The organism is Microbispora sp. NPDC088329, from assembly GCF_040685655.1.
Lineage (GTDB): Bacteria > Actinomycetota > Actinomycetes > Streptosporangiales > Streptosporangiaceae > Microbispora.
Genome location: NZ_JBFBIP010000004.1, coordinates 409,691 through 434,514, shown reverse-complemented (window position 1 = coordinate 434,514; position 24,824 = coordinate 409,691). Strand labels below are relative to the sequence as shown.

At 71.4% G+C, this 24,824-nt stretch carries 27 protein-coding genes and 1 pseudogene; 8 read left to right on the top strand and 20 right to left on the bottom strand.

Features of this window, described 5'->3' with window-relative positions; translation table 11 throughout:
• Window positions 1-1,317, bottom strand: a complete 1,317-nt coding sequence (locus AB0O28_RS12025) for a lanthionine synthetase LanC family protein (RefSeq protein ID WP_363639118.1) — start codon at window positions 1,315-1,317, stop codon at window positions 1-3.
• 240 nt (window positions 1,318-1,557) lie between these two features.
• Here AB0O28_RS12025 and AB0O28_RS12020 point away from each other — a divergent pair, with 240 nt between their 5' ends.
• Together AB0O28_RS12020 and AB0O28_RS12015 are read left to right on the top strand one after the other, a co-directional pair.
• A complete protein-coding gene (locus AB0O28_RS12020; RefSeq protein WP_363639116.1) occupies window positions 1,558-1,947 on the top strand; it encodes a hypothetical protein in 390 nt (129 codons plus the stop codon).
• A 467-nt stretch (window positions 1,948-2,414) separates the two neighbouring features.
• Window positions 2,415-4,034, top strand: coding sequence for a wax ester/triacylglycerol synthase family O-acyltransferase (locus AB0O28_RS12015; protein ID WP_363639114.1), 1,620 nt, complete (start codon window positions 2,415-2,417; stop codon window positions 4,032-4,034).
• Between the two features lie 90 nt (window positions 4,035-4,124).
• On the opposite strand, the gene AB0O28_RS12010 is transcribed toward AB0O28_RS12015, so the two are convergent.
• Window positions 4,125-4,475 (bottom strand): hypothetical protein, encoded by a 351-nt coding sequence (locus AB0O28_RS12010; protein ID WP_363639112.1) that lies wholly within the window; start codon window positions 4,473-4,475, stop codon window positions 4,125-4,127.
• Between the two features lie 143 nt (window positions 4,476-4,618).
• On the opposite strand from AB0O28_RS12010, the pseudogene AB0O28_RS12005 reads away from it, so the two are divergent.
• Window positions 4,619-5,148, top strand: a pseudogene (locus tag AB0O28_RS12005) (SDR family oxidoreductase).
• A gap of 11 nt (window positions 5,149-5,159) precedes the next feature.
• Window positions 5,160-6,131: an alpha/beta hydrolase fold domain-containing protein gene (locus AB0O28_RS12000; RefSeq protein ID WP_363639110.1), complete on the top strand. Its 972-nt coding sequence runs from the start codon at window positions 5,160-5,162 to the stop codon at window positions 6,129-6,131.
• 173 nt (window positions 6,132-6,304) lie between these two features.
• Here the strand turns inward: AB0O28_RS12000 and AB0O28_RS11995 are convergent, their stop codons facing one another.
• From AB0O28_RS11995 to AB0O28_RS11960, 8 genes are all read right to left on the bottom strand, one after another.
• Window positions 6,305-6,904: a helix-turn-helix domain-containing protein gene (locus AB0O28_RS11995; protein ID WP_363639108.1), complete on the bottom strand. Its 600-nt coding sequence runs from the start codon at window positions 6,902-6,904 to the stop codon at window positions 6,305-6,307.
• A 170-nt stretch (window positions 6,905-7,074) separates the two neighbouring features.
• Complete coding sequence (locus tag AB0O28_RS11990) at window positions 7,075-8,685, bottom strand: cation acetate symporter (RefSeq protein WP_363639106.1); 1,611 nt, start codon at window positions 8,683-8,685, stop codon at window positions 7,075-7,077.
• On the bottom strand, window positions 8,682-9,026 hold the full coding sequence (locus AB0O28_RS11985; protein WP_363639104.1) for a DUF485 domain-containing protein: 345 nt from the start codon (window positions 9,024-9,026) through the stop codon (window positions 8,682-8,684). The genes AB0O28_RS11990 and AB0O28_RS11985 overlap by 4 nt, the downstream gene beginning before the upstream one ends.
• 226 nt (window positions 9,027-9,252) lie before the next feature.
• A complete protein-coding gene (locus tag AB0O28_RS11980) occupies window positions 9,253-10,734 on the bottom strand; it encodes a cation acetate symporter (RefSeq protein ID WP_363639102.1) in 1,482 nt (493 codons plus the stop codon).
• 43 nt (window positions 10,735-10,777) lie between these two features.
• Window positions 10,778-11,212, bottom strand: coding sequence for a hypothetical protein (locus AB0O28_RS11975; protein ID WP_363639100.1), 435 nt, complete (start codon window positions 11,210-11,212; stop codon window positions 10,778-10,780).
• A gap of 18 nt (window positions 11,213-11,230) precedes the next feature.
• The gene (locus tag AB0O28_RS11970) at window positions 11,231-11,980 is read right to left on the bottom strand and encodes a LytTR family DNA-binding domain-containing protein (RefSeq protein WP_363639098.1); all 750 of its coding nucleotides are present in this window, start codon (window positions 11,978-11,980) and stop codon (window positions 11,231-11,233) included.
• Window positions 11,981-12,092: 112 nt separating this feature from the next.
• Window positions 12,093-12,686 carry a Uma2 family endonuclease gene (locus tag AB0O28_RS11965; protein WP_363639096.1) on the bottom strand — a complete coding sequence of 198 codons (594 nt, stop codon included), beginning with the start codon at window positions 12,684-12,686 and terminating at the stop codon, window positions 12,093-12,095.
• A gap of 111 nt (window positions 12,687-12,797) precedes the next feature.
• Entirely contained in the window at window positions 12,798-13,976 is a 1,179-nt protein-coding gene (locus AB0O28_RS11960; RefSeq protein WP_363639094.1) for a histidine kinase, read from the bottom strand.
• A 120-nt stretch (window positions 13,977-14,096) separates the two neighbouring features.
• Here AB0O28_RS11960 and AB0O28_RS11955 point away from each other — a divergent pair, with 120 nt between their 5' ends.
• Window positions 14,097-14,456 (top strand): hypothetical protein, encoded by a 360-nt coding sequence (locus AB0O28_RS11955; protein WP_363639092.1) that lies wholly within the window; start codon window positions 14,097-14,099, stop codon window positions 14,454-14,456.
• Between the two features lie 27 nt (window positions 14,457-14,483).
• Here the strand turns inward: AB0O28_RS11955 and AB0O28_RS11950 are convergent, their stop codons facing one another.
• The 4 genes from AB0O28_RS11950 to AB0O28_RS11935 form a co-directional block, all read right to left on the bottom strand.
• A complete protein-coding gene (locus AB0O28_RS11950) occupies window positions 14,484-15,389 on the bottom strand; it encodes a haloalkane dehalogenase (RefSeq protein WP_363639090.1) in 906 nt (301 codons plus the stop codon).
• 167 nt (window positions 15,390-15,556) lie between these two features.
• Window positions 15,557-15,994: an HIT family protein gene (locus AB0O28_RS11945; RefSeq protein WP_363639088.1), complete on the bottom strand. Its 438-nt coding sequence runs from the start codon at window positions 15,992-15,994 to the stop codon at window positions 15,557-15,559.
• Window positions 15,995-15,996: 2 nt separating this feature from the next.
• Window positions 15,997-17,157: an acyl-CoA dehydrogenase family protein gene (locus tag AB0O28_RS11940; protein WP_363639086.1), complete on the bottom strand. Its 1,161-nt coding sequence runs from the start codon at window positions 17,155-17,157 to the stop codon at window positions 15,997-15,999.
• Complete coding sequence (locus tag AB0O28_RS11935; protein WP_363639084.1) at window positions 17,157-17,630, bottom strand: MaoC family dehydratase; 474 nt, start codon at window positions 17,628-17,630, stop codon at window positions 17,157-17,159. The genes AB0O28_RS11940 and AB0O28_RS11935 overlap by 1 nt, the downstream gene beginning before the upstream one ends.
• Here AB0O28_RS11935 and AB0O28_RS11930 point away from each other — a divergent pair.
• On the top strand, window positions 17,607-18,782 hold the full coding sequence (locus AB0O28_RS11930; RefSeq protein ID WP_363639082.1) for a helix-turn-helix domain-containing protein: 1,176 nt from the start codon (window positions 17,607-17,609) through the stop codon (window positions 18,780-18,782). The two genes, AB0O28_RS11935 and AB0O28_RS11930, sit on opposite strands and share 24 nt — an antisense overlap.
• 65 nt (window positions 18,783-18,847) lie before the next feature.
• On the opposite strand, the gene AB0O28_RS11925 is transcribed toward AB0O28_RS11930, so the two are convergent.
• Window positions 18,848-19,750: a hypothetical protein gene (locus AB0O28_RS11925; RefSeq protein WP_363639079.1), complete on the bottom strand. Its 903-nt coding sequence runs from the start codon at window positions 19,748-19,750 to the stop codon at window positions 18,848-18,850.
• Window positions 19,747-20,163 (bottom strand): carboxymuconolactone decarboxylase family protein, encoded by a 417-nt coding sequence (locus AB0O28_RS11920; RefSeq protein ID WP_363639077.1) that lies wholly within the window; start codon window positions 20,161-20,163, stop codon window positions 19,747-19,749. Before AB0O28_RS11920 ends, AB0O28_RS11925 begins: the two co-directional genes overlap by 4 nt.
• Window positions 20,164-20,250: 87 nt before the next feature.
• Here AB0O28_RS11920 and AB0O28_RS11915 point away from each other — a divergent pair, with 87 nt between their 5' ends.
• Window positions 20,251-20,844: a CGNR zinc finger domain-containing protein gene (locus tag AB0O28_RS11915; protein WP_363639074.1), complete on the top strand. Its 594-nt coding sequence runs from the start codon at window positions 20,251-20,253 to the stop codon at window positions 20,842-20,844.
• A 3-nt stretch (window positions 20,845-20,847) separates the two neighbouring features.
• Here the strand turns inward: AB0O28_RS11915 and AB0O28_RS11910 are convergent, their stop codons facing one another.
• Entirely contained in the window at window positions 20,848-21,369 is a 522-nt protein-coding gene (locus tag AB0O28_RS11910; protein ID WP_363639072.1) for a phospholipase, read from the bottom strand.
• Window positions 21,370-21,661: 292 nt separating this feature from the next.
• On the opposite strand from AB0O28_RS11910, the gene AB0O28_RS11905 reads away from it, so the two are divergent.
• Window positions 21,662-22,261 (top strand): DUF4291 domain-containing protein, encoded by a 600-nt coding sequence (locus AB0O28_RS11905; RefSeq protein WP_363639070.1) that lies wholly within the window; start codon window positions 21,662-21,664, stop codon window positions 22,259-22,261.
• Window positions 22,262-22,354: 93 nt separating this feature from the next.
• On the opposite strand, the gene AB0O28_RS11900 is transcribed toward AB0O28_RS11905, so the two are convergent.
• The 3 genes from AB0O28_RS11900 to AB0O28_RS11890 are packed head-to-tail and all read right to left on the bottom strand — an operon-like array spanning window position 22,355 to window position 24,677.
• Complete coding sequence (locus AB0O28_RS11900) at window positions 22,355-23,335, bottom strand: YihY/virulence factor BrkB family protein (protein WP_363639068.1); 981 nt, start codon at window positions 23,333-23,335, stop codon at window positions 22,355-22,357.
• Window positions 23,332-24,282 carry a DUF3618 domain-containing protein gene (locus tag AB0O28_RS11895; RefSeq protein ID WP_363639066.1) on the bottom strand — a complete coding sequence of 317 codons (951 nt, stop codon included), beginning with the start codon at window positions 24,280-24,282 and terminating at the stop codon, window positions 23,332-23,334. The genes AB0O28_RS11900 and AB0O28_RS11895 overlap by 4 nt, the downstream gene beginning before the upstream one ends.
• Complete coding sequence (locus AB0O28_RS11890; RefSeq protein ID WP_363639064.1) at window positions 24,279-24,677, bottom strand: phage holin family protein; 399 nt, start codon at window positions 24,675-24,677, stop codon at window positions 24,279-24,281. Before AB0O28_RS11890 ends, AB0O28_RS11895 begins: the two co-directional genes overlap by 4 nt.
• Window positions 24,678-24,824: the final 147 nt, after the last annotated feature.

Sequence of the window (24,824 nt, the reverse complement as noted above, 5' to 3'; positions counted from 1 at the left end):
TCAGCTCGTCGGCCTCCGCAGGGCGACGGCGGGCACGGGAATGGGCGGGAAGGGGTTGTCGGGCAGCAGGATCACCCGGCGCGGCCGGTCCGCCTGTCCCGCCGCGTCCAGGTGCAGCAGGGCCGCCCCTATCCCCGCCGCCCCGGTCAGGTAGCCGGTGTCGGCCGACACCTCGCCGGGGCGTTGCCGCCGGTACGCCTGATACCATCGGTATCCCCTGCCGTCGTAGCCGGTCGCCCGGCCGATCAGGTGGTCGGCGAGCCTGCGGGCGAACTCCAGATGCTCCTGCTCGCCCGTCACCGCCCACAACCCGACATACAGCTCGATCAGTCCGGCGGTGCCGCAACACTGGCAGGCGACGTTCCACAATCCCGCCGTCTGCCGGAAAGGCGCACCGGACTCCCTGACACCCCGGGCCAGGCGGTCGACCCACTCCAGCTCAGCGGCGTCGCCGGTCACCCGATACAGCTCGAAGAACATGCGCGCGATCCCGGCGGAGCCCGAGCAGTAGCCCAGATGGTCGCCGATTGTCGCCCCGCGCCCGGCCGGGACGCTCGCCGCCCGTACCAGGCCCGCGCCGCGGCGTGCCGCGTCGAGGAACGCCTCCTCGCCCGTCGCGCCGAACAGGCGGGCGAGCAGGAAGGCCGTGCCCGCCGTACCGGCCAGGAACCCGGGCGAGGCCGCCTCCGCGGGCAGGGCCGGGCACGCCGCGGGCCGCCGGCGGGGCACGGACAGACCCGCGATCCGCCGTGCCGCCTCGACGGCCACCTCCTCGTACGCCGGCACGCCGAGCGCCGCCGCCGCGCGCAGCAGCCCGAGCACGACGCCCCCGTCACCCCGAAGCGTGATGTCCCCCGACCAGCCGAGCCCGCCGCCGTCGAGCGCGCGGGCGTCCCGGACGACCCTGTCGGCGGCCGCGATGGCGGCGGCCTCGAAACGCTCCTCGCCCAGCGCCCAACCGGCCTCGCTCAAGGCGAGGACGATTCCCGCCAGGCCGTGGTGGAGCGACGCGTCCGTCTGCTCCGGCCAGGTGGCCGCGAGGTGACTCGCGCCCGCACGGGCGTCCTCCAGGTAGGCCTCGTGTCCCGTCCCCGCGGCGAGCTCCAGGAAGAACAGCACGATCCCGGCCGCCCCTGAGTGGAGGGAGGCGGGCCCGGCGGTCGTCGCGGGCCTGCCGTGCGCGTCGGGATTGGCCCGCCATCGCCGCCCCCGCTCGTCGTCGACGGCGGCCGCGCGGATCCACCGCCCCGCCATGATGGCGGCTGTCAGTGGGGTCTCTGCCCGCTCGCCGGATGAGCGGATCGGATCCAGGCCCATGCGGAGAGTATACCCACAAACCTGGTAGGTAATGGCAAGTAGTTGGGAGACCCGGGTCGCGTCTGTCAACGGCACAACGGCCGCATGAGGATGGTCACCCTTTGCAGGTCGTACGCGCGACCCGGTGCTCGTCACTCGTCGCCGAACCATGCGGCCGGCGCCGGCGTCCCAGCAGACGGTTTCGAAACCGCTTTTCCTCACGTACTTTGATCAACGGGACAGACACCAGAGAGGAACGCCATGACATCTCGCGGGAAGCTGGGCGAGAAGATCGCACTGGCCGCGGTCGGAGCGCTGGCATTGGCGGCGCTCGCGCTGGGCGGCGTCGCTACGGCAAACCGGTCCAACGGGTCGGACGTGACCGTGGTGAAGGAGGCGCGATGGGTCAGCGGCCGCGAAATCCTGTCGACGAACGTGGTGTGCGGAAAGGGCCTGCGGGCCGTGGGCGGAGGTCATGCTTTTCGCGGAGCCCACGACCTCAGCAAGCCGGTGGCGTTTCCGGTAAGCGCGCCCGGCAGCACGAGCGACACTCCCGGTGCCGTGCAGAACGCCTGGGACTTCGTCGTGGTGAACCCCATGAGCGAGAAAATCAGCGTCGAGCTTTACGCGATGTGCGCCCCCGTGGACTGACCCGCTCCCCCGCCAGTCTCATCAGATGTCATAGCCCGTATCAGCAGAGCCGCCAGGGTGACGGCGGCCCGGTGAGAACAGGACGGTCGCGCGAGCGGTCTTCGCCTCCTCACCGCCGGACGCCGCAGGGCTCGCCCCCCTTGGCCGGGAGCACGCCGGCACGGCCGGAGGCAGATCGTCTCGCGGAGGTCACGGGTTCGGCTGAACATCCCCCGCCGGTACGCCGGAGACATGCGCCGGTAACACGGCGCCGCGATGATGGTTACAGTGCGCACGGGGGCGATCATCGCGCGCCAGGGCGTCACTGCGGTCGCGGCGGCTCCCCTGGGTGCCCGCGGACGGTCCCGCAAGCGGCCGGAGGGTCCGGCCGTGCGCCCGGCGGCATGACCGGGCGGGGTGACGGGGCGAGCTGAGCCAGGCGCGGGACGACCGGACGGGGTGAGCGGCGTGAGCGGGAGGAAGACGAGATGCGCCAGTTGACGGCACTCGACGCGCAATTCCTGAGCGTGGAGTCGGCGACCACGGCGGCCCATGTGGCGGGCGTGGCCATACTGGACCCGTCGACCTCGCCATCCGGCTCCCTGACCAGGGAGGCGCTGCTCGCCCTGCTGCGTGAGCGGCTGCATCTCACGCCGCCGCTGCGGATGCGGCTGGCCGACGTGCCCTTCGGTCTCGACCGGCCGTACTGGATCGAGGACCCGCACGTGGACCTCGACGCGCACGTGCACGAGGCGACTCTTCCCGCGCCCGGCGGGGAGCGGGAACTGGCGGCGTACGTGGCGGGCGTCCACGCGCGGCGCCTCGACCGCGGACGGCCGTTGTGGGAGGCGCACCTCATCCACGGCCTGGCGGGCGGCCGCTGCGCCCTCTACACGAAGGTGCACCACTGTGCGATCGACGGCGTGTCGGGCTCGGAGATCCTGGCCGCGCTGCTCGATCCGTCGCCGCAGCCTCGCCAGGTGGAGGCTCCCCCGGCTCCGGCCCCCGCGCCACCGGGGGCGCCCGGGCTGCTCACGATGCTCGCCGGGGCGGTCGCCCGTTCGATCGTCCAGCCGGTGGAGACGCTGTGCTCGCTCGCCCGTGCCGCCACCGACCTGGACGCGATCCCGGTGGTGGCGGCGCTGCCCGACGCCCGGCTCGTGGCTCAGGCCGCCCGCGCGCTCGCCGGAGACGCGCGACCGCTGCCCGAGACGCCGCCGCTGGTCGCGCCGCGCACGCCGTTCAACGGCCCGATTTCCGGGCAGCGGGCGGTCGCCTTCGGCTCCGTCCCGCTGGCGGAGGTCAGGAAGGTGGCCAGAGCCTTCGGCATGGGCCCGAACGACGTGGTGATGACGCTGTGCGCCTCGGCGCTGCGGCGCTGGCTGGTCGCCCACGACGCGCTGCCCGACCGGCCGCTGGTGGCGGCCGTGCCGGTGGCGTTGCGCTCTCACTCGTCAGGCGCCGGTGCTTCGTCCCGTGACTCCGGGGACGGGCGGGTCGGCAACCGGATCTCGGCGATGATCACGCCGCTGGCCACGGACGTCGCCTGTCCCCGAGACCGGCTGGCGACCGTGCGCTCGGCGCTGGCCGCCGCCAAGCGGCGCTTCGCCGTCTCACACCGCACCTGGCTGGACGATGTGTGCGCGATGGTGCCGAACGCCTTCGCGGCGCTGGCCACACCGGTGGTGTTCCGTCTCGCGGGGGTCGCGGGAGCCGGCGTCAACCTCATCGTGTCGAACGTGCCCGGCCCCCGCCGGCCGCTGTACCTCTGCGGCGCCCGGATGCTCTCCTATCACCCGCTGTCGGTGGTCACCGACGCCACCGGGGGGATCAGCATCACCTGCGCGTCCTACGACGACCGGCTGGACTTCGGCGTCGTCGCCTGCCCCACCCGGCTGCCGGACGTGTGGACGATGATCGGCTACCTGCGCGAGGCGATGGACGAACTCACCGCGCTGCTCGACGGCCCCTCCCGAGACCAGGCCCCGGACGACGCAAGCCCGCGGGACGGGCTCGGGCACGACCCCGCGCCCGCCGTACGGCAGACCACGCAGGAGGAGCAGCGGGAGCGGGAGAACGGGAAACGGGAGGACATGGTGCCGGCCTGATCTGTCGCAGAACCGCTCGCCGCCCCGCTCACCACCGCTCATCGTGCGGATACAGCGCGATGCCATCGACACGCGAGGAAGCTAGGCCGGTCACTTCAGGGCGTTTGCGGCGAGCCGTAGATCGGTGAAGGTCCGGTCGAGGTGGGTGTGCAGGTCGTCGGAGCGGCCGGCTCCCCACCGACGGATGGCGATCGAGTAGGCGTCCATGCCCACCTGGGCACACAGGGCCGCGAGCGGCTCGGCGACGCCGCGGGCCCGGAGGGCGTCGGTGAGCGCGGCGACGAGGGCCGCGCTCTTGGCCAGCGCCCGTTCCTGCAGGGCCGGCGTGGCGGCGATGACCGGCGCCCGCCGCTGGGTGATGGGGAGGTTGCGTTCGATCAGCGGCACGGTCTGGTGGAACGCGGCCCGCAGGGTGGGCAGTGGTTTCGTGCCGGCCGGCACTGCTGCGACCGCGCCCGTCAGCAGGTCCCGCAGCTGCGCCTCGCCGTCGAAGAAGACCTCACGTTTGTCGGCGAAGTGGCGGAAAAAGGTCCGCTCGGTGACCCCGGCACGGGCGGCTCCTCGCCGCGCGGCGCAAGGACCGGTTGGAGGCCCTCGCGGCCGAGTTCGGCACCCACCGCGCGCTCCCGATCGCTACCGACGTCACCAGCCAGGACGAGGTACAGGCGATGATCGACGCCGGCGCCGCCCGGTTCGGCGGCATCGACGTCCTGGTCTCCAACGCCGGCGTCGGCCTCGGCAAGGAGTTCGCGGAGACGACGCTGGCGGACTGGCGGCTGGTCATGTGCATTGACGTCGACAGTTGCTTCTTCGGCGCGCAGGCGGCGCTGCCATACCTGAAGGACAGCCGCGGCAGCGTCGTCCAGATCGCCTCGGCCTCCGGGTGAACACCGTCGCCCCGTCACTGACCGGACCGGAAGAACTGGCGACGAGGCACGCCGACCTGATCGAACGCTTCAACCAGCGCCGGGCACTCGCCGGGTTCAGCACCCCGGCCGACGTCGCCGCCGCGGTCAGCTTCCTGGCCTCAGACGACGCCCGTTTCATCACGGGCGCCATCCTGCCCGTCGACGGCGGCATCACGGCCGGCAGCGGCCAGCCCTCTCTGTTCTGAAAGGACCTCCCATGCCCGGAACCATCGACGCGCTCGACCCGGAACTCGCCGCCGCGTTCGCCGCGATGCCTAAGGCCGCGAACGGCACCCTGCTCGAACTCTCCGACATCCCGGGCCTGCGTGCGCGATTGCGCGCGGCCCGCGCCCAGTCGGCCCCGACCTCGGCGGACCCGCGGGTCACGATCGAGACGCTGCGCATCCCCCGAGCCGATCGGACCGAACTCGAGGTGGTCCTCTATCGCCCAGCCGGTGCCGAGCACGCCCTCCCCGCCCTGGTCTGGTTCCACGCCGGAGCCCAAGTCCTCGGCGACAACGCCCGCGACGACGACGCCTACCACTCCGCTCTGGCCCTGCACCTCGACTGCGTCCTGGCCGCCGTTGCCTACCGGCTCGCCCCGGAGACCCCGGCTCCCGGTGCCGCCGAGGACGGCTACCTCGCCTACACCCACCTCACCGAGCACGCTGTCGAGCACCGGATCGACCCGCACCGGATCGGACTCGCCGGTGCCAGCGGCGGCGGAGCACCCGCCGCGGCCACCGCGCTCATGGTGCGCGACCGGCAGGCTGTACGGCCGTGCTCGCTGTCCCTGCTCTACCCGATGCTCGACGACCGCCTGGAGACGCCGTCGAGCTTCGAGGCCATCTCCGAGGTGGTCTTCGCCCGTCCGGACATCCGGCTCGCGTGGGCCGCGGTCCTGGGCGACCGGTTGGGCACGGACGACGTGCACCCGTACTCCGCGCCCGGCCGGGCCACAAACCTCGCCGACCTGCCGGACACATTCGTCGCCGTCGCTCAGTTCGATTTGCTGCGGAACGAGGGCATCGACTTCGCCCGCCGGCTGACCGCCGCCGGTGTGCCGGTCGACCTGCACCTCTACGCTCGGGCGTTCCACGCCTGGGACCGCTTCGCGGCCACGTCGACCCTGGCCCACTCGTTCGAGCAGACCTGGCACACCTTCCTCCGCCGCAACTTGCACGGCTGAGCGGCGAAGTGACCACTTGGACAGAGGTACGCCTCAGTATTCAGAGCCGGCGCGAGTTCAGGCGCTGGTTGTCCGCTCTGCCGGTGATGACGGGAGGTGAGGACGTCGCGTGCACTACGGAGGCACCCGATCGCCCCTCCCCGGGAGTTCCGGTCTGACGTGGTCAGGCCGGGTCACCCCAGGGCTCGGGCGATCAGTTCCGCGACCGCGTCGGGGTCGATGTGGTGGCCGGTGAGCAGGCAGATGCTCTCCTGGTACAGCAGCACCGCGGCGAACGTCGCGGCGGCGGCCTCCAGCCGGGCGGCGTCGCCTCGCCCGCCCGGCAGGGCGAGCTCCAGGGCGAACCTGGCCCTGCGGATGATCTCGGCGTTCAACCGGCCCAGCCGCTCCCGTACGGACAGGTGGGTGTCGGCCTCCCGGAACAGGATGCGCCGCATCGCGGGCGACGCGTGCAGCGGCAGCCCGCGGGCGAGCCGCGACAGCGCGCCGGCCGCGTCGCCGGGGACCGCCTCGATCTCCTCCTCGACCACCACGGTGCGCTCGTCCACCAGCGAGATCAGTACGTCGATCTTGCGGGGGAAGTAGTGGAAGACCAGGCCCTTGGGCACGCCGGCGAGTTCGGCGATGCGCGCGGTCGGCGTGGCCTCGTAGCCGCCGCCGGAGAACAGTTCCTCGGCGGCGTCGAGGATGCGGGTGCGGGCGTCGCCGTCGGGCGGCTGCCCCCTTCTCCGCGAGCGCGACCACGCCTTGGCGGTCTGGAGAGGGCTGTCCACGGTCCGAACCATAACCAGAGTGGGCGCCCCAACACCATGACGCGAGGGACAGGGCACGCATACGCCCGCCCGCCGGCGGTGACCGGCGGGCGGGCGTACGGGGGCGCCGGCTTCCCGGCGGCGGTGGGTGCACCGCCGGGAGGCCGGCGACGTGGGGCCGGGAACCGGCGTCAGTGGCCCGTTGCCTGCTCGGCGCCGAGGCCGGTGAGCGAACGGACCTCGATCTCGGCGTACTTCGACGCGTTGTACTCCTTGCTCACGACCGTGCCGATGTAGCCGCACAGGAAGCCGATCGGGATCGAGAAGATGCCCGGGTTCGACAGCGGGATCAGGTGGAAGTCGGCGTCGGGGAACATCGCCGTCGGCGCGCCCGAGACGACCGGCGAGAAGATCACCAGCACCACGGCGGAGACCAGGCCGCCATAGATGGCCGAGACCGCGCCCGCGGTGTTGAACCTCTTCCAGAACAGGCTGTAGAGGATCGCCGGCAGGTTGCCCGACGCGGCGACCGCGAAGGCCAGCGACACGAGGAACGCCACGTTGAGCGACTGGGCGAAGATGCTCAGCGCGATCGCGACCGCGCCGATCACGAACGCGGCGACGCGGGCGACCACGACCTCCTGGCGCTCGGTGGCGGTGCCCCGCTTGAAGACGTGGGCGTACAGGTCGTGGGCGAAGCTGGAGGAGGAGGCGAGGGTCAGGCCCGCGACCACCGCGAGGATCGTCGCGAACGCGACGGCCGCGATGACCGCCAGCAGGACCGTGCCGCCGACGTCGCCGAAGATGTCCTGACCCACCTTCTGGGCGAGCAGCGGGGCCGCAGTGTTGCCTGCCTTGTCGGCCGAGGCGATCGTCTTCGAGCCCACGAGGGCGGCGGCGCCGAAGCCGAGCACCAGCGTCAGCAGGTAGAACACGCCGATGATGCCGATGCCCCACAGGACCGACTTGCGGGCGTCCCTGGCGGTCGGCACCGTGTAGAAGCGGATGAGGACGTGCGGCAGGCCGGCGGTGCCGAGCACCAGGGCCAGGCCGAGGCTGATCAGGTCGATCTTGCCCCAGGTGCCCTGAGCGGCGGTGCCGTACTTCAGGCCCGCGTTGAGGAAGCTGTCGCCCTTACCGCTCTGGGCGGCGGCGTCGCCGAGCAGCCCGGACAGGTTGAAGCCGAACTTGCCGAGCACGAGCAGGGTGATCAGCGCGGCGCCGACCATCAGCATGACGGCCTTGACGATCTGCACCCAGGTGGTGCCCTTCATGCCGCCGAACACGACATAAATGATCATCAGCAGGCCGACGGCGATGATCGTCCAGATCTTGCCGGCCTCGGAGTGGACGCCGAGCAGCAGGCCGACGAGCGCGCCCGCGCCGACCATCTGCGCGAGCAGGTAGAAGATGCTGACGACGATCGTGGACACGCCGGCCGCCGTACGGACCGGGCGCGGCGACATCCGGAACGCCAGCACGTCGGCCATCGTGTACTTGCCCGAGTTGCGCATGAGCTCGGCGACGAGCAGCAGCGCGACCAGCCAGGCGACGAGGAAGCCGATGGAGTAGAGGAAGCCGTCGTAGCCCGACAGCGCGATGATGCCGGCGATGCCGAGGAACGACGCGGCCGACATGTAGTCGCCACCGATCGCCAGGCCGTTCTGCAGGCCGCTGAACGACCGGCCGCCGGCGTAGAAGTCCGCCGCGCTCTTGGTGTTGCGGCTGGCCCAGAACGTGATCCCCAGGGTCAGGGCGACGAAGACCAGGAAGAGGATCGTGGACAGCGTCTCGTGGCTCACTTGGCGCCCTCCCCGATCTCGTCGCGGGTCTCGGCCTCGCCACGCAGCTCGTCGGCGATCGGGTCGAGCTTGGCCGCGGCGTGCCGCGAGTACGCCCAGGCGATCAGGAACGTCGACACGAACTGCAGCACGCCGAAGACGAGGGCGACGTTGATGTTGCCGAACAGTTTGGTGCCCATGAAGCCGCGGGCGAAGCCGGACAGCACCACGTAGAGCAGATACCACACCAGGAAGGCGATGGTCATGGGGAAGACCCAGGACCGGAAGCGGCGGCGCAGCTCCTGGAACTGCTCACCCGCCTGTATACGCTCGTAAACCGATGGATCATGCTGGACGGTCACAAGATCTCCTTCGGCAAGTGATCTGAATCACTTCAACGTAGGAGCGCGGCGCGTCCGCCGACGAGTCCCGATGCCCGCCATGTCGCCCAGCCGTACCTGCCGCTCGTTCACATGGCGCATCCGTGCGACGAATGGTCGGTTGCTCGCGCCGAGCGGTCACATCACCGCGTCACCGCACCGCGGGCCGCACGAGAACGCCGGCCGGACGAAACCAGGACCGCGTGGACTACATGACTCGGGGGCGCCAGTCGCCGCGGTCGACGTTCAGCGTCTCCGGCGTGTGCAGGCGGACCATCGTACGCGCCACGCCGCGGGGCACCCGCGAGGGCGTCAGCAGCGACACCACCACCATGACCGTGAACGACACGGGCACCGTCCAGGCCGCCGGCTCCGCCAGCAGCGACCCCGCCCAGCCGGTGTGCGGCCCGCCGATGATCGTGACCACGACCGCCGCGCAGGCCAGCCCTCCCCCGGCCAGCAGCCCGGCCAGCGCGCCCGCCGTCGTCAGCCTGCGCCACCAGATGCCGAGCACGAGCAGCGGGCAGAACGACGAGGCGGCAACGGCGAACGCCAGCCCCACGACGGTCGCCACCGGCAGCGACCGGGCCGCGCCGGCCAGCGCGAACGGCACGAGCACCGCGAGCACGGTCGCGACACGGAACGCGCGAACCCCGCCGCGCAGGATGTCCTGCGCGATCACCCCGGCGACCGACACCGTCAGTCCCGACGAGGTCGACAGGAACGCCGCGAACGCCCCCGCGGTCACCAGCGCGGTCAGGAACTCGCCCACCGGCCCGCTCACCAGCCGCCCCGGCAGCGCGATGACCACGGTGTCGCTCTGCGGCATGCCGTAGACGTGACCGAGGTAGCCGTACACGGCGGGCATCAGGTAGAAGGCGCCGAGCAGCGTCAGCACGACGAGCGTGGTGCGGCGGGCGGCGCGGCCGTCGGGGTTGGTGTAGAAGCGGACGAGCACGTGCGGCAGTCCCATCGTCCCGAGGAACGTCGCCAGGATCAGCGAGTACGTCTCGTAGACGGGATGCTCGCGGCCGTGCAGCGGCAGCGCCCACGCGTCGCCCGGGGCGAGCCCCGGCCTTCCGTGCGACCACCAGGCCACCAGCATGAACGCCAGCGGCACCGCCAGCGCGGTCAGCTTCAGCCAATACTGGAACGCCTGGACGAAGGTGATCGACCGCATGCCGCCCGACAGCACGTTGGTCGCGACCACCCCCGCCACCAGCAGGCTGCCCGCCCACGGCGGCGCCCCGGTGATCGTACGGAAGACCAGCCCGGCGCTCTGGAACTGCGGCATGAGGTACAGCCAGCCGATCAGCACGACGAGCACGCTCGACAGCCGCCGCACCGCCATCGACTCCAGCCGCGCCTCCGCGAAGTCGGGCAGGGTGTAGGCCCCCGATCGCCGCAGCGGCGCCGACACCAGCACGAGCAGCACGAGGTAACCGCCGGTCCAGCCGACCGGCAGCCACAGCATGTCCGCGCCGAAGGTGAGGATCAGCCCCGCGATGCCGAGGAAGGAGGCCGCCGACAGGTACTCACCCCCGATCGCCGAGGCGTTCCACAGGGGCGAGACCGTGCGGGAGGCGACGTAGAAGTCCGACGTGGTGCGGGACATCCGGATGCCGAACGCGCCGATGAGGACCGTCGCCAGCATGACCAGGACGACGGCCGCGATCTGGCTCACCGGCACGTCGCTCTCGTCCGCGCGCCGTCTCGGCCCGCGCGCGCCGTCCTCATCGGCGTTCCACGAGGTCCGCGAAGTCGCGCTCGTTGCGCTCGGCCTGCCGCACGTACAGCCAGGCGCCCCCGACGAGCGCCGGGTAGATCAGCCCCGCGAGCACGACCCACGGCAGCGGCAGCCCGGCGAGCTCGGCCGCGCGCAGCTCCGGGGCCAGCAGGAACAGCAGCGGCAGCCCGCCCACGACGCAGGCCAGCAGGGTGCACACGAACAACGCCAGGCGAAACTGCGTGCGCACCAGGGAGCGCATGTAGACCTCGCCGAGGCGGGTCTGCTCGTCGATCTCGCGGGTGAGCGGGTGCCGCGGCCTGCGGGCCGCCGCCGTGCGCGGGCTGGTCACCGTCACCCTGCGGGGCTTCCCGGCCGGCGCCGCCCCCTCGCCCTGTCCGCGCGCGCCGGTCGCCGCCGCTCTGCGGGGCTTGCCGGTCATCGCGCCCTCACCGCCCGCTCACCGGGTCTGGCCCTTGCGGGCCCGGCGGACGAGCAGGTCGCGCAGCTCCCGGGTATGGCGGCGGCTCACCGGGATCTCGGTGTCCCCCACGCGCACCACGCACTTGCCCGAGTCGATGTGCAGCTCGTCGATGTGCTTGACGGCGACGAGATGGCTGCGGTGCACGCGCAGGAAGCCGGCCGACGCCCAGCGCTCCTCCAGCGTGGCCAGCGGGATGCGGACCAGGTGGCTGCCGGTCGCCGTGTGCAGCCGCGCGTAGTCGCCCTGCGCCTCGACATACCGCACCTCGGTGCTCGCGACGAACCGGGTGACGCCGCCCAGCTCGACCGGGATCGTGTCCGCCTGCGGCCCCTCCCCCTGCTCGCCCCGGCTGCCGCACACGCGGCGGATCGCCTCGGCCAGCCGTTCCGGCCGTACGGGCTTGAGCAGGTAGTCTTCGGCCTTCAGCTCGAAGGCGTCCACGGCGTGGTCCTCGTACGCCGTCACAAAGACGATCTTCGGCGGGCGGGTGAACTGGGTCAGCAACCGGCCCAGCACCACTCCGTCGAGCCCGCGCATGCGGATGTCGAGGAAGACCGCGTCCACCGGCCTGCCGTCCGCGATGGCGCGGTCGAGCAGTCGCAGCGCGGCGGCCCCGTCGCGGGCGGTGAGCACGTCGCCGATGCGGGGATCCGCGCGCAGCAGGTAGGCGACGTCCTCCAGCGCGGGTTGCTCGTCGTCCACCGCCAGAACCCGCAGACCGCTCACGATCACCCCTCTCGCACCGACCGATCCCTAAGAGAGTGATGACCGGAACGTGTGGAAGTCAACGCCTCCCCATCACGACCGCATCACGGCTGGGATCGCGGCGAGTCCGGGGTCAGGCCGGACGGCGGCGGAGCAGCGCCCCCGGGTCGAGCGTCACCCGCAACGGCTCGTCGAGCGTCACCGGCTCGCCCATCCGCACGTCATGGCGCTGGCGGTGTTCGCCCGCGGCGAGCTCGAAGACGATGAGGCGCGGCTCCGGCTGATCGAGGCGGACCACCCAGTAGAACGGGATGCCGATGCTCGCGTAGACCTCACGCTTGGTGATCATGTCACGGGTGATCGCGTCCTTTCCGGTGATCTCGACGGCGATCAGGACGTCCTGCCCCTTGAGCAGGTCATAACCACCCTCGGCCAGCTCGCCCGGCACGGTGACGAGATCGGGACTGCGATAGCCGGGCAGTGGCCCCGGGACGTCGACGTCGACCGGGCCGATGGTGATCAGATCCAGCCCGGCGTCCTCGGCCGCGTCATCTAGCAGGCGCATGAGCCGGTAGGCGACGTACTGGTGCTCGGGCGCGGGAGACTTCATGACCAGGAGGTTCCCGTCCTCGATCTCGTACCGGAACCCTTCCGGCAGGTCACGCGTGTCGTCCCGGGTCCACGGGTAGAGCGTCCCGTGCTGACCGAACTCGATCGTCACGCTCATGAGCTTGGAAACCTCCGGGCAAGGAGCGGCCCGACCGATGTGAACACTAACGGTAACCAAATAAATACGTACAGCTTTTCGAACGGCACGGACGCCGGGGACGCTCTCGGTTCAGGTTTGGACGCCGGGGTGATATTTGGGGATCCGCACGGTGACCTTGGTGCCCGCGCCCTCGCCGGTCTCCACGACGAGGCCATACTCGTCGCCGTAGACCTGCCGCAGCCGCTCGTCCACGTTGGCGACGCCGATGCCGCCCGCGCCCGAGCGGTCCTCCCCGGCGAGCACCCGCCGCAGCCGTTCTGGGTCCATGCCGACGCCGTCGTCCTCGACCGTGATGCCGCACTCCGCGCCCGCGTCCTCGGCGACGATCGTGATGCGGCCCGCGCCCGGCTTGGCCTCCAGGCCGTGCCGCACGGCGTTCTCCACCAGCGGCTGCAGGCACAGGAACGGCACGGCCACGGGCAGCACCTCCGGCGCGATGCGCAGCGTGACCTGGAGCTGGTCGCCGAACCTGGCCCGTTCGAGCGTGAGATAACGGTCGATCGAGCGCAGCTCCTCGGCCAGCGTCGTGAAGTCGCCGTGCCGCCGGAAGGAGTAGCGGGTGAAGTCGGCGAACTCCAGCAGCAGCTCCCTGGCCTGCTCGGGGTCGCTGCGGACGAACGACGCGATCGTGGTCAGCGAGTTGTACACGAAGTGGGGCGAGATCTGCGCCCGCAGCGCCCGGACCTCCGCCTCCATCAGCATCGTCCGGGAGCGGTCGAGCTCGGCCAGCTCCAGCTGCGAGTCGACCCACCGCGCGACCTCCTGCGCCGCCCGCACGAGCCCGGCCGAGGCGTGGTCGCCGTACGCCGCCAGCGAGCCGACGACCCGGTCGTCGGTCGTGAGCGGGACGACGACGGCGTTCCTGATGGGGCATTCGGGCCGCGTGCAGTCGAGCGCGAGCACCTGAGTCCGGCCGTCCTTCAGCGTCTCCGCGGCGTGGTCGAACGCCTCGGCCGCGTGGTGGTCGCCCACGCCGTCGTAGACGAGCAGTTCCTCGCCGTTGGTGATGGCGATGGCCGGGGAGCCGAGCAGCTCGCGCAGGTGCCGCGACGCCTTGAGCGTGCCGGCCTGGGTGAGCCCCGCGCGCAGCGGCGGCGCGGCCAGCGAAGCGGTGTGCAGGGTCTCGAACGTCGCCCGCTCGGCGGGGCTGCTGCCGAGGTCGCGACGGCCGCGCAGCACCCGCCACAGCACGACCGCGGGCACGGCGACGAGGACGGCGACGACGAGCGCGGTGACGACCGGTTCCACGCCGCCGCAGCCTATCCCCCGTCCGCCGCCCGAACGCGGGCGCGGCGGTGAACGGTCGTCACCGCGCGCCGGGACGTCGGGCGAGCGCGTCGGAGCCGCGGGCCTTCTAGGTTCGTCCTCATGAAGACGGGCGACCCCGCCGAGCGTGTCACCATGGCCGTCGGAGTTCTCATCGTGGATCTCGCCCTGCTGATGGCGACGGGGGGCGCCATCGACTGGGTGCGCGACCGCGGTGTGCTGTGCGACGGCGGCACGGTGTTCTGCTCGGGCGAGGACCCCACTTTCGCGCAGTGGCGGGCGGAGATGGCTGTCCGCTCCACCGTCGCGTACGGCTCGTTCGCCGTCATGGCCTCGATCATGATTGCCAGCCTGGTCGTCGCCAGGCGGCGTGGACGCACGGGAATCGTGATCATGCAGCTCACCGCCCTCGTGGTCGTGGCGGTGCTCGCGATCCTGTGGGAGCCCTACAAGCAGTGGTGACGGATCCGCGCGTGACGGTCTCGGCGCCTACCGGACGGGCGTCTTGTGGACGAACGCGGCGACCGCCTCGCCCAGCTCGCGGCCCGCGTCCTCCTGGAGGAAGTGACCGGCGCCGGCGATGACCGGGTGGTCGAGCCCGGCCGCGCCGCGCATGCTCTTCTTCAGGATCGGCGCCATCCCGCCGGTGATGGGATCGCGGTCGGAGAACGCGACGAGGAACGGCAGGTCGAGGGTGACGAGGGTCTGCCAGGCGGCGCGGTTGGCGGGAGCGGCCGGATCGTCGGGGGTGATCGGCACCAGGCCGGGCATAGCCCGCGGCCCCGCCTTGAACTCCTCCGAGGGGAACGGCGCGTCGTAGGCCCGCCGTACGGGCTCGGGCAGTTCGGTGACGCAGCCGGATTGGACGAACCGGGCGACGTCGAGCACGGGCGCCTTCTCGACGGCCTCCCGGAAGCGGTGCCACACCTCTGGCATCGGGAAGTCGCCGGTCGGCAACCCGGTGTTGGCCGCGACAATCCGGGCGAAGCGGCCGGTGTGCTCGGCGACGAGCCGCAGCCCGATCAGCCCGCCCCAGTCCTGGCCCACCAGCGTCACGTCGCGCAGGCCGAGCGCGTCGAAGGCGAGCGACCGCACCCACTCCACGTGCCGGGCGTACGTGTGGTCCTCCGGGCGGGCCGGCTTGTCCGACCGGCCGAAACCGATCAGGTCGGGGGCGATCGCCCGGCAGCCCGCCTCGGCGAGCACGGCCATCACGTGCCGGTAGAGGAACGACCAGCTCGGCTCGCCGTGCAGCAGCAGCACCGGCGGCCCGTCGATCGGGCCCGCCTCGGCGTACGCCATCCGCGCGCCGCCGGTCACCTCGGCGTAGCGGGGTTCGCAGGGGAAGCCGGGCAGGCCGGTGAAGCGCTCGTCGGGGGTGCGCAGGAAATCCATGCTCTCGTCCTTTACGACGTAGATTCGCGGGAGCGTTGCGGGCATCGAGGCCCGGTCGCATGCCGGGATCGAGCCGCCCGGTGCGCGCGGTGCCGCCCGGCTACGGACGACACCGAATCCGGCTCATCGGGCCCGTCTCATCGGCGCAGGGCTCATCGGGGCAGGGCTCATCGGGGCCCGGCCGTGGCAGGGTCGTCGAGCGCGGCGCGGATGCGGGCGGCGTAGTCCCCGATCTCGGCGTCCCCGTCGTACTTGACGCGGGGCCAGAAGAAGCCGCGCAGGCCGTCCTTGCGGTTGCGCGGCACGACGTGGACGTGCAGGTGGGGCACGCTCTGGCTGATCCGGTTGTTCATCGCGACGAACGTGCCGGCCGCGCCGGTGCCCGCCTCGACCGCCCGCGCGACGGCCTGGACCCGGGCGAAGAACGGTCCGACCGCCTCCGGCGGCAGGTCCGGCAGGGTCTCGACGTGGCCGCGCGGCACGACGAGGACGTGCCCCTTGAACACGGGCCGGGCGTCGAGGAAGGCCGCCGCGACCTCGTCGTCCAGCACCACGTGGGCGGGCCGCTCCCCCGCCGCGATCTCGCAGAACACGCAGCCGTCCACGGTCACCATCCGAGCCGGGCCTCGCCCTCGATGAGGGCCTTGGCGATGATCAGCCGCTGCACGTCGTTGGTGCCCTCCCCGATCGCCATGAGCGGCGCGTCGCGGTAGAGACGCTCGACGACGAACTCCTGCGAGTAGCCGTAGCCGCCGTGGACCCGCATCGCCTCCATCGTCGCCCTGAGCGCCACCTCGGAGGCGAAGTACTTCGCCATCGCTGCCTCGCTGCGCACCGGTCCCGCCTCCGACCGCACGGCGGCCCAGTAGGTCATGAGCCTGGCCGCCTGGATCTCGGTCGCCATGTCGGCCAGTTTGAGCTGGATTGCCTGAAAGTCGGCGATCGGCTGCCCGAACGCGTGCCGTTCGCGGGCGTAGCCGAGGGCCGCGTCGTAGGCGCACTGGGCGACGCCCACGGCCCGGGCGGCGATGTTGAGGCGGCCGAGTTCGAGCGCCGACAGCACCTGCTGCATGCCTCGCCCCTCCGTGTCGCCGAGCAGGCGCGACGCCGGCACGCGCACGCCGTCGAGGACGACCTCGCACGTCTCGGTGCCCTTGTAGCCGAGCTTGGGCAGGTCACGGCTGACAGTGAGCCCCTCGCTGCCGGCGTCCACCAGCAGCACCGACATCCCGCGGTGGGCGGGTGTCTCGACCGAGGTCTTCACCAGCACGGGCAGCGGGTCGGCGTGCCGCGCGTTGGTGATCCACGTCTTGGTTCCGGTGACGACGTAGTGGTCGCCGTCGCGGACCGCCCGGGTGGCGATGCCCTGCAGGTCGGTGCCCGCGCCCGGCTCGGTCAGCGCGATCCCGGTGCGCCTGGCGCCGGTCGCCAGGTCGGGCAGATAGTGGCGGCGCTGCTCGTCGGTGCCGTATCTGGCGATCATCCAGGTGGACAGGGAGTGGGAGCCGAGCACCCCCGCCACGCCCATCCAGCCCCGGGCGATCTCCTCGAAGACGAGGGCGAACGACACCCGGTCGAGGTCGAGCCCGCCGTGCTCCTCAGGGACGGTGATGCCGAACAGGCCCAGTTGCGCGAACCGCCGGACGATCTCCTCGGGATAGCGCCCGGTGCGCTCCCACTCGGCGGCGACGGGGACGATCTCCTTGTCCACGAACGCCCGCAGCGTCCGCCGGAACAGCCGCTGGTCCTCGTTCAACTCGAAGTCCATCAGGCCTCCATCGGGCCGGTCTTGGCACGCGGGAAATACCCCTTGTCGTGGGGCGCGTCGCGCTTGTAGACCATGACCGCGCGACGCCACGACATCACCTCGTCCCCGTCCTGGTTCAGGCCCCGCGTGCGGCAGGTGACGATGCCGGCGTACGGCCGGGACTTCGACTCGCGTTTGCCGGCCACGATCGACTCGGCGTAGAGCGTGTCGCCCACGAAGACCGGATGGGTCAGCCGGATCTCGTCCCAGCCGAGGTTCATCATGGCCGTCTGGCTGACGTCGATGACCGACAACCCGAGCACGATCGCCACCGAGAGCCCCGAGTTCACGATGATCTTCCCGACCGGAGCCCGAGCGGCGAAGTGCGCGTTGAAATGGTTCTGGTTGGTGTTCATCGTCAGCAGGGTGAACCAGGTGTTGTCGGCCTCACTGATCGTCCGGCCGAGCGGATGCTGGTAGACGTCGCCGACCACGAAGTCCTCGTAATAGCGCCCTATGCGGGCCTCATGGACCGTCACACCAGAAGCCTATTCTGGATCACTCCCGCGCAGGGAGAAGCCGCCGACGCGCCGCCGCGGCACCCCCGGCGGCACGCGATCATGATGGTGACCACATCTCACAGCGACGGCTCGCCGAGGACAGGCATGAGAGTTACCGAGTGGCACACCAGGGACCTGGCCGTTCAGGATCGGTTTGCCTCCTGGCGCGAGACGATGTCGCAGACGCTGCTCGTGTGCACATGGTTGACCACGGACCGTCCCGCCTCCTTCGACGCGTCGGCCCGAGTGGTCAATTTCGGCGATTTTCACTTCTCGGCGATGAGCCACCACACACTGCAGGCGAATCGGCCCGCGAAACTCATCCGGCGGTCGGACCCGGAAGTCTTCCAGCTGCACCTCGTCCTCACCGGCGGTGGCGGCATAAGTCAGGGGGGACGGGATGCCGCCTTCCAGTCGGGGCAGTTCTACTTCATCGATTCCTCCGTGCCCTATCAGGGGTGGCGAGGAGCCGGCGAGGATCCGGCCCGTTCGCTGATCGTCCAGTTTCCCCGTGAGGCGCTCGGCCTGCGGTCCGGCATGGTCAGGCGGCTCGCGGCGACGCCGATTCCCGTCCAGCACGGCATCACCGGGGTCCTGGCAGGGCATCTCACGCACCTGGCGGAACACGCGGAGGGCCTCACGCCTCGCAACGCGCAGGCGGTCGCCACCGTCACCCTCGATCTGATCGCGGCCACCTGCGCCGACCGGTTCGAGACCACCGCGCTGCTGTCGCCCGAAGCACGGCACCAGGCTCTCCTGTCGCTTGTTCACGATTTCATCCGGCAGCGGCTCGGCGACCCGGACCTGACTCCGGAAACGATCGCCGCGGCACACCAGATCTCCGTCCGGCACCTGTACAAGATCTTCCAGGACCAGGGCGTCACCGTCGCGTCCTGGATTCGCCGTTGCCGGCTGGAACGATGCCACCGCGACCTCGCCGATCCCCGGCAGGGTTCTCGTTCCGTCCAGAGCATCGCCGCCCGCTGGGGTTTCACCGACGCCGCGACCTTCAGCCGGGCCTTCCGCGCCGCCTACGGCATGTCACCGCGCGAGCATCGGAACACGGCGGCGGAAACCGGTCCGTGAGGGGCTGGACGCACCAGACGTCCATGCCCCACCGGAAGGAGAAGCCTGATCCCGGCTGGAACCGATCACGATCGCCAGTCCGTCGCGAACGCGCGGGCCGGATTGCCGATGAAGATCGCGGATGCGACGTCATCGCCCAGCTCCCGCTTGATCCGCGGGCGTAGTCCGCCGAGCAGGAACGGCATGCCCGGACCGTCGGCGCCGGACCTGGCCGCCGCGGTGACCGTGTCGCCGCCGAGCAGGATCTGACGGGAGTGACCCGCGCCGGCGAGCGCCTCCAGGCAGTCCAGCAGGCGCCAGTCGCCGCCGTGGTGCGCCCGCGACGGGCCGTCGAACGCCAGGAACGCGCCGGCCTCGGCGGCCTCCCGGTGGACGCGCGTGTCCGGGAACCGGTGCAGGTGCCCGAGGATGACGCGGTGCGGGGCGACCCCGTGCGTACGGCACAGCAGGTCGAGCACGTCCATGGCCGCGGTTCCGGCCTCCAGATGGACACCGATGGGCGCGCCGGTGGCGTGGTGCGCCTCCGCCGCGGCGGCCATGACGTGCCGCGCGTGGTCGTCGAGCCGGTGATAGGCGCCGGCGACCTTGATCAGGCCCGCTCTCACGGGAGCGGCGGTCAGCTCGTGGACGAACAGGCCGGTCAGCCCGCCGTGCACGCGCCGCAGCCGGTCCGGGTCGTAGTGCCTGGCCTGATGCAGGCCGGTGGCGGAGACGATGTGCACGCCGGACCGCCGGGACAGGCCCGGCAGCTCTTCCGCCCGCGGCCCCAGTCCCCAGGGGGTCCACTGCACCACCGCACGCCCGCCGAGAGCGGCGAAGGCGTCGAGCTCGGCGAGCGCGGCCCCCGCGTCGTCCAGTTCCTGACCCGGCAGGGCCGGCGAGGCGAGGAACAGATGATCGTGGGCGTCGCAGACCCCCAGGTCCTCCGGTGGCACGTCTCCGAGCACGGTCCGGACGGCCACCGTCATCGCCGCTCCTCCCGCTCCGTGTCGCCGAGCGCCGCGACGGCCACGCGGAGCCCGGCCAGCGCCCTGGGCACGCCGATGTAGGGGGCCAGATGCACGAACACCTCGACGATCTCCTGCCGGGTCATCCCCACGCGCAGCGCGGTCGTGACGTGACCGGCCAGTTGCGGGTCGACGCCGCCGACAGCGGTGAGGGCGGCGAGGTTGACGAGCTGCCGGTCGCGCAGCGACAGTCCCTCGCGCAGATAGGTGCCTCCGAACAGAGCCGTGACGATCCAGTCGGGAAACCCCGGGGCGACCTCCTCGAGACCCGGGAGAACGGCCTGCCGGGTGGCCTCGTCCTGCAGGAGTCCGAGCAGCCGGTATCCCTCCTCGCGGTCCAGCCGGGCCCGCGTCAGCGCCTGCCTCGTCGTCATGTTCCATTCCTCCTCGTCCATGTAACGCTTCGGGCGTTACAAGGAGGACTGTAACCGATGTAACGGCTGAAGCGTTACCCTGGTTGGGTGACCAGTGACGACAAGCTCGCCTTCCGCTTCGACTGCGGCGCCGTCTGGCTGAACCTGCTCGCCACCAGAGGGCGCACGTTCAGCGCGGCGCCGGTGGAACGGCTCGCCACCCCCGCCCGCCTGGCCGAGTGGCTGGAGCGATGCGAGCTGTCCCCGGTCCGGCCCCCGGACCAGGAGGACCTGCACCACACGTGGGCGCTGCGGGAGACGCTGCGCATGCTCGCGCTGGCCACCGTCGAGGAGCGGCCGCCGTCGGCGGAGGCCGTGGCCCACCTGGCCGCGTTCATCGAGGAGCACGACGACCCGGTCCGGCTGAGCGCGGACGACCGCCTGCGGCGCGAGCCCCCGGCGACCACCGCGCACGCGCTCGCCCGGATCGCCCGCCAGGCGGTGGACCAGATGACCGGCTCCGACCGGCTCGCTCTGAAGAGCTGTCCCGAGCCCGACTGCAGGGGTGTCTTCGTCGATCCGCCGGGACGCAGGCGCTGGTGCCCGTCCCCCGCGTGCGCGAGCCGGGGCAGGGTTCGCGCACTCCGCGCCCGCCGCAACGCCGCCCCGTCCGGTGACGGCCGCGGAGCAGGCCCATCCTGAGGATCAGCTCTGCGCGTCCAGAGCGGCCCGCTCGCCGGCGCTGCGGATCCGTTCGAGCTGCGCCTGGGTGACGTTCAGGGCGCCGAACTGCTTCACCGCCTGGTAGTAGGTCCAGGCGATGCCGTCGCAGGTGCTTTTGCCGACGCCGGAATATCCCGCGCAGATTTGCCGCATGTCGAAATAGAACGCGTCGTCGATGTGCGTCTTGTTCGCCGGGAACCGGCTCACCGCCTTGTAGTTGCGGTAGCCGAAGTCGTGACGCCGGCAGGGCATCCTGAAGTCGAACCCGAGAGGCTGGTCGGGACTGCTCGAGCACAGATCCGTCGACCAGTCGAACGCGTAGTCCGCCCAGGCCTGCTGGTTCTGCCACGCCGAGCGCCAACCGGCGGCGCTCGACGCCGTGGGCTGGGTGAACGACGACAACGCCGCGAGCTTCTGTTCGAGCGTCGCGGCGTGCGCGGGCAGCGGTGCCGCGAGGAACGCGACGGAGGAGAGGGCGGCGGCTGTGAGGGCGCGTCTGACCATGGGGGCTCCGCCTTCGGCTGGGGGGTGCTCTCATGGCAGGGGTCTGCCACCGCCCAACAATGAGCCCATTCATTCGTCATTTCTGGCGCGAGATCACACCGAGATCGCCGCGGACGTTCATTGACAATGGCCGTTTACACAGGCGACGTCGGCGGGTAAATGCCTCGGCTCGAAAAGACGATCCGCCCGAGGCCGTCTCTCCCGGCCGCCGCCGGGCGGTCCCGCACCGGGCGCACGCCCGCGCGGGAAAAGCCGTTGTCCGGCGGCCGCACCGTTCGCCATTCTCAGGGGAATGAGCATTCCGTACCGGCAGATCCGCGCCGCCTTCACCGCCACGACCGTCACGGTCTATCAGGCGTACGACGAGGCCGTCGCGGCCCCGGCCGTCGCCGCGCAACGCTTCGTCCCGCCTTTCAAGCGCGAACGGATGACCTGGATCAAGCCGTCCTTCCTGTGGATGATGTATCGCTGCGGCTGGGCCGCGAAGCCCGGCCAGACCAGGGTGCTGGCCATCGAGATCACCCGGGAGGGATTCGAGTGGGCGCTCGGGCACGCCTGTCTCAGTCATCCGGAGAACACGGACCACGCGGCATGGAGGCAGCGTCTGCGCGACAGTCCGGTCCGCATTCAGTGGGACCCCGAACGCGACCCGCACCACAACCCGCTGCCGTACCGGTCCGTGCAGATAGGCCTGTCCGGCGAGGCCGTCGCCCGTTATGTCGATCAGTGGATCGTGGCGATCACCGATCTGACCGGTCAGGTGCATGACATCCACCGGGCGCTGCGCCACGGACGGGACGTCACGGACCTGCTGCCGGCGGAGGCCCCCTATCCTCTGCCCGCGCGGCTCGCCCTGGCCATCGGCGCCACGGCGACGGCCGATCTCGGTTGATCACCGGAGCACGCGCACGCCGCCCCGCGACGGCGCTGCTGCACTGAGTTCGCCCTGTGTCCGCCCTGTGTCCGCCCGGTGCGCCGGCGGGTCTCAGGTGCGTCCGGTGGGGGCTTCGCTCAGCCCTTCCTCGGGCTCGGGGTCCTTCGGCGGATCACGGGGGTCGACGTACGGCTCCGCCGGCGACTCGCCTTCGGCGATCTTGCGACCGCGCTGGAGCTCGGCGTCGAGCTCGGCGCCGCTCAGGATGACGAGGTTCGACAGCCACAGCCAGACGAGGAAGACGACCACGGCGGCGAGCGTGCCGTACGTCTTGTTGTAGGAGCCGAACTTCGCGACGTACAGCCCGAAACCGGCGGACACCACGACCCAGGCCACGACGGCGAACAGACTGCCGGGGCTGAGCCACCGCACGCCGGGCTGGCGGACGTTGGGCGCGGCGTAGTAGAGCAGAGTGATCATGCCCGCCGCGAGCAGCACGAGCACCGGCCACTTCACGATGCCCCAGACCGTGACCGCGGTCGGCCCGAGACCGATCAGGTTCCCCGCGATCTCGGCGAGCCGGCCGGTGAAGGTGACGGCGAGCACGGAGGCCGCCATCAGGATCACGAGCAGGAGCGTCAGCCCCACCCGGAGCGGGGTCACCTTCCAGAACGGACGGCCTTCGCGGATGTCGAAGATCGCGTTGGTCGCCCGGATGAACGCGCCCATGTAGCCGGAGGCCGCCCACAGCGCGAGCAGCAGACCCGTGATCGCGAACACCCCTGCCGTGCCCTGGTGCTGCTGCACGTTGGCGAGGCCGGTCTGCAGCATCTGCTGGACCGGCCCCGGCGTCAGCGACTTGATGTTCCCGAGCAGCGGGCCGGTGGCGCTCTGCCCCAGCAGGCCGAGTATCGACACCAGCACGATCAACCCGGGGAAGATCGAGAGGACGGCGTAGTACGTCAGCGACGCCGCCCAGTCGGGAACGTTGTCCTCCTTGAACTCCTTGGCCGTGCGCTTGACGACCGCGATCCAGTCGCGGCGCGACAGCCTCTCCAGCGGCCCCTGCTCGTCCTCGGGGTCGGTGATCAATGGGCGAACCTCCGCATGAGCGTGCGACGTGACTGCGAGAACATCCGGCGTCCGCCGCCCATGCGGCTCCGGCCGAAGGCGCCGCGCACGCTGGTGCGGCCGAACATGCTCCTCCCGCCGAGCATTCGGGAACCGCCGCCGATCCGGGAGCCGCCGAGTCGGGAGCCGAACGGGCGCTTGCCGCCGAACGCGCCCTTGCCGCCAAGCGGGCCGATGCCGCCGAGCCTCTTCCGGGAGCCGAACATCTTCGACCCGGACATCCTGGAACCGAACATCTTCGAGCCGGACATCCGGGAGCCGAGCGGCTTGCCGGTCATGCCGGATGTCCCGAACAGGCCCTTGCCCCGGCCCGTACGGGCTCTGCCGAGTCCGCGGGCCTTCGGAATGCTCGCCCTGCCGGAAATGCCCTTCTGGAACATCCCGGTCATGCCGGGCCTCGTCGTACGGCCCTGGCTCCGGGTGATCCGGCGGAGCAGCAGCAGCGCGGTGCCCACGGCGCCGGCGGTGGCGACCAGGCCGGGACGGCGCTTCGCCTGCTCGCCCACCCTGCCGGCGGCTCCGCGCAGCGGCTCCGGCGTGGCCTCCCGCACACGGCCGGTGACTCCGGCCACCCTGGCCCGCGCGGCCGCGGTGGTCGCGTGCACGCGTTCCTGCGCGCGCGCTTTCACGTCGGCCTTGGCGGCCAGCGCCTCGATCGTGTCGCCGAGGTCGTCGCGGGTCCGTTCGATCTCCTGGCGGACCTCGCTGATCTCGTCGTGGCCCTTCTTCTCCCCGCCCTCGCTCTTGGTCCCGGTGTCCCGGGCCGCGGCGACGGGCTCAGGCCCGGGTCGCGCCTGCCGTACGGCGTTCAGCGACTCCGGCTCCGTGACCGGATCGGACACGTCCTGTCTGTGCACACCCACGGTCCCGGCGTTCGGCCGGGCCGCTCCGGGTTCGGTCTCGGTCATCTGCGCGCACTCTCCTTCATGACGTCGATGTCCGCTTTGAGGCTGCGCATCGCCTCGTCGGGAGTGGGCGGCGCCGCACGGGACACCTGCTCCTTGCCCACCAGGGCGAGCAGCCCGGCGAGCGCCAGCAACGCGACGCCGATGATCAGGGCGCTGGCCCAGCCCGGCAGCACGAGCGCGAGCGCCAGAATCGCCGTGGCCACGAGGGCTCCCCCGCCGTAGAACGCGATGAGACCGGCGGCGCCGAGCAGGCCCGCGCCCATGCCCGCGCGTTTGCCCTTGCGAGTCATTTCCAGCCGCGCCAGCCGCAGTTCGTCGCGGATCAGCCGGGAGACGTCCTCGGACAGCCGGCGGACGAGTTCGCCCGTGGACAGCGACTCCTTCTGGATGGTCATGGCCTGCCTCCCTTCCAGGGTTGGGAAGCGCCTACCCGCAGCCGAGAGCCCTAACCACGGCCCTCGGCGGGGTGAACGGCCCGGCTGTTACAGATGAAAGTTTCAGTTATGAATTCACTTCACATCTGTCAGAGGTACGCAAAAGGC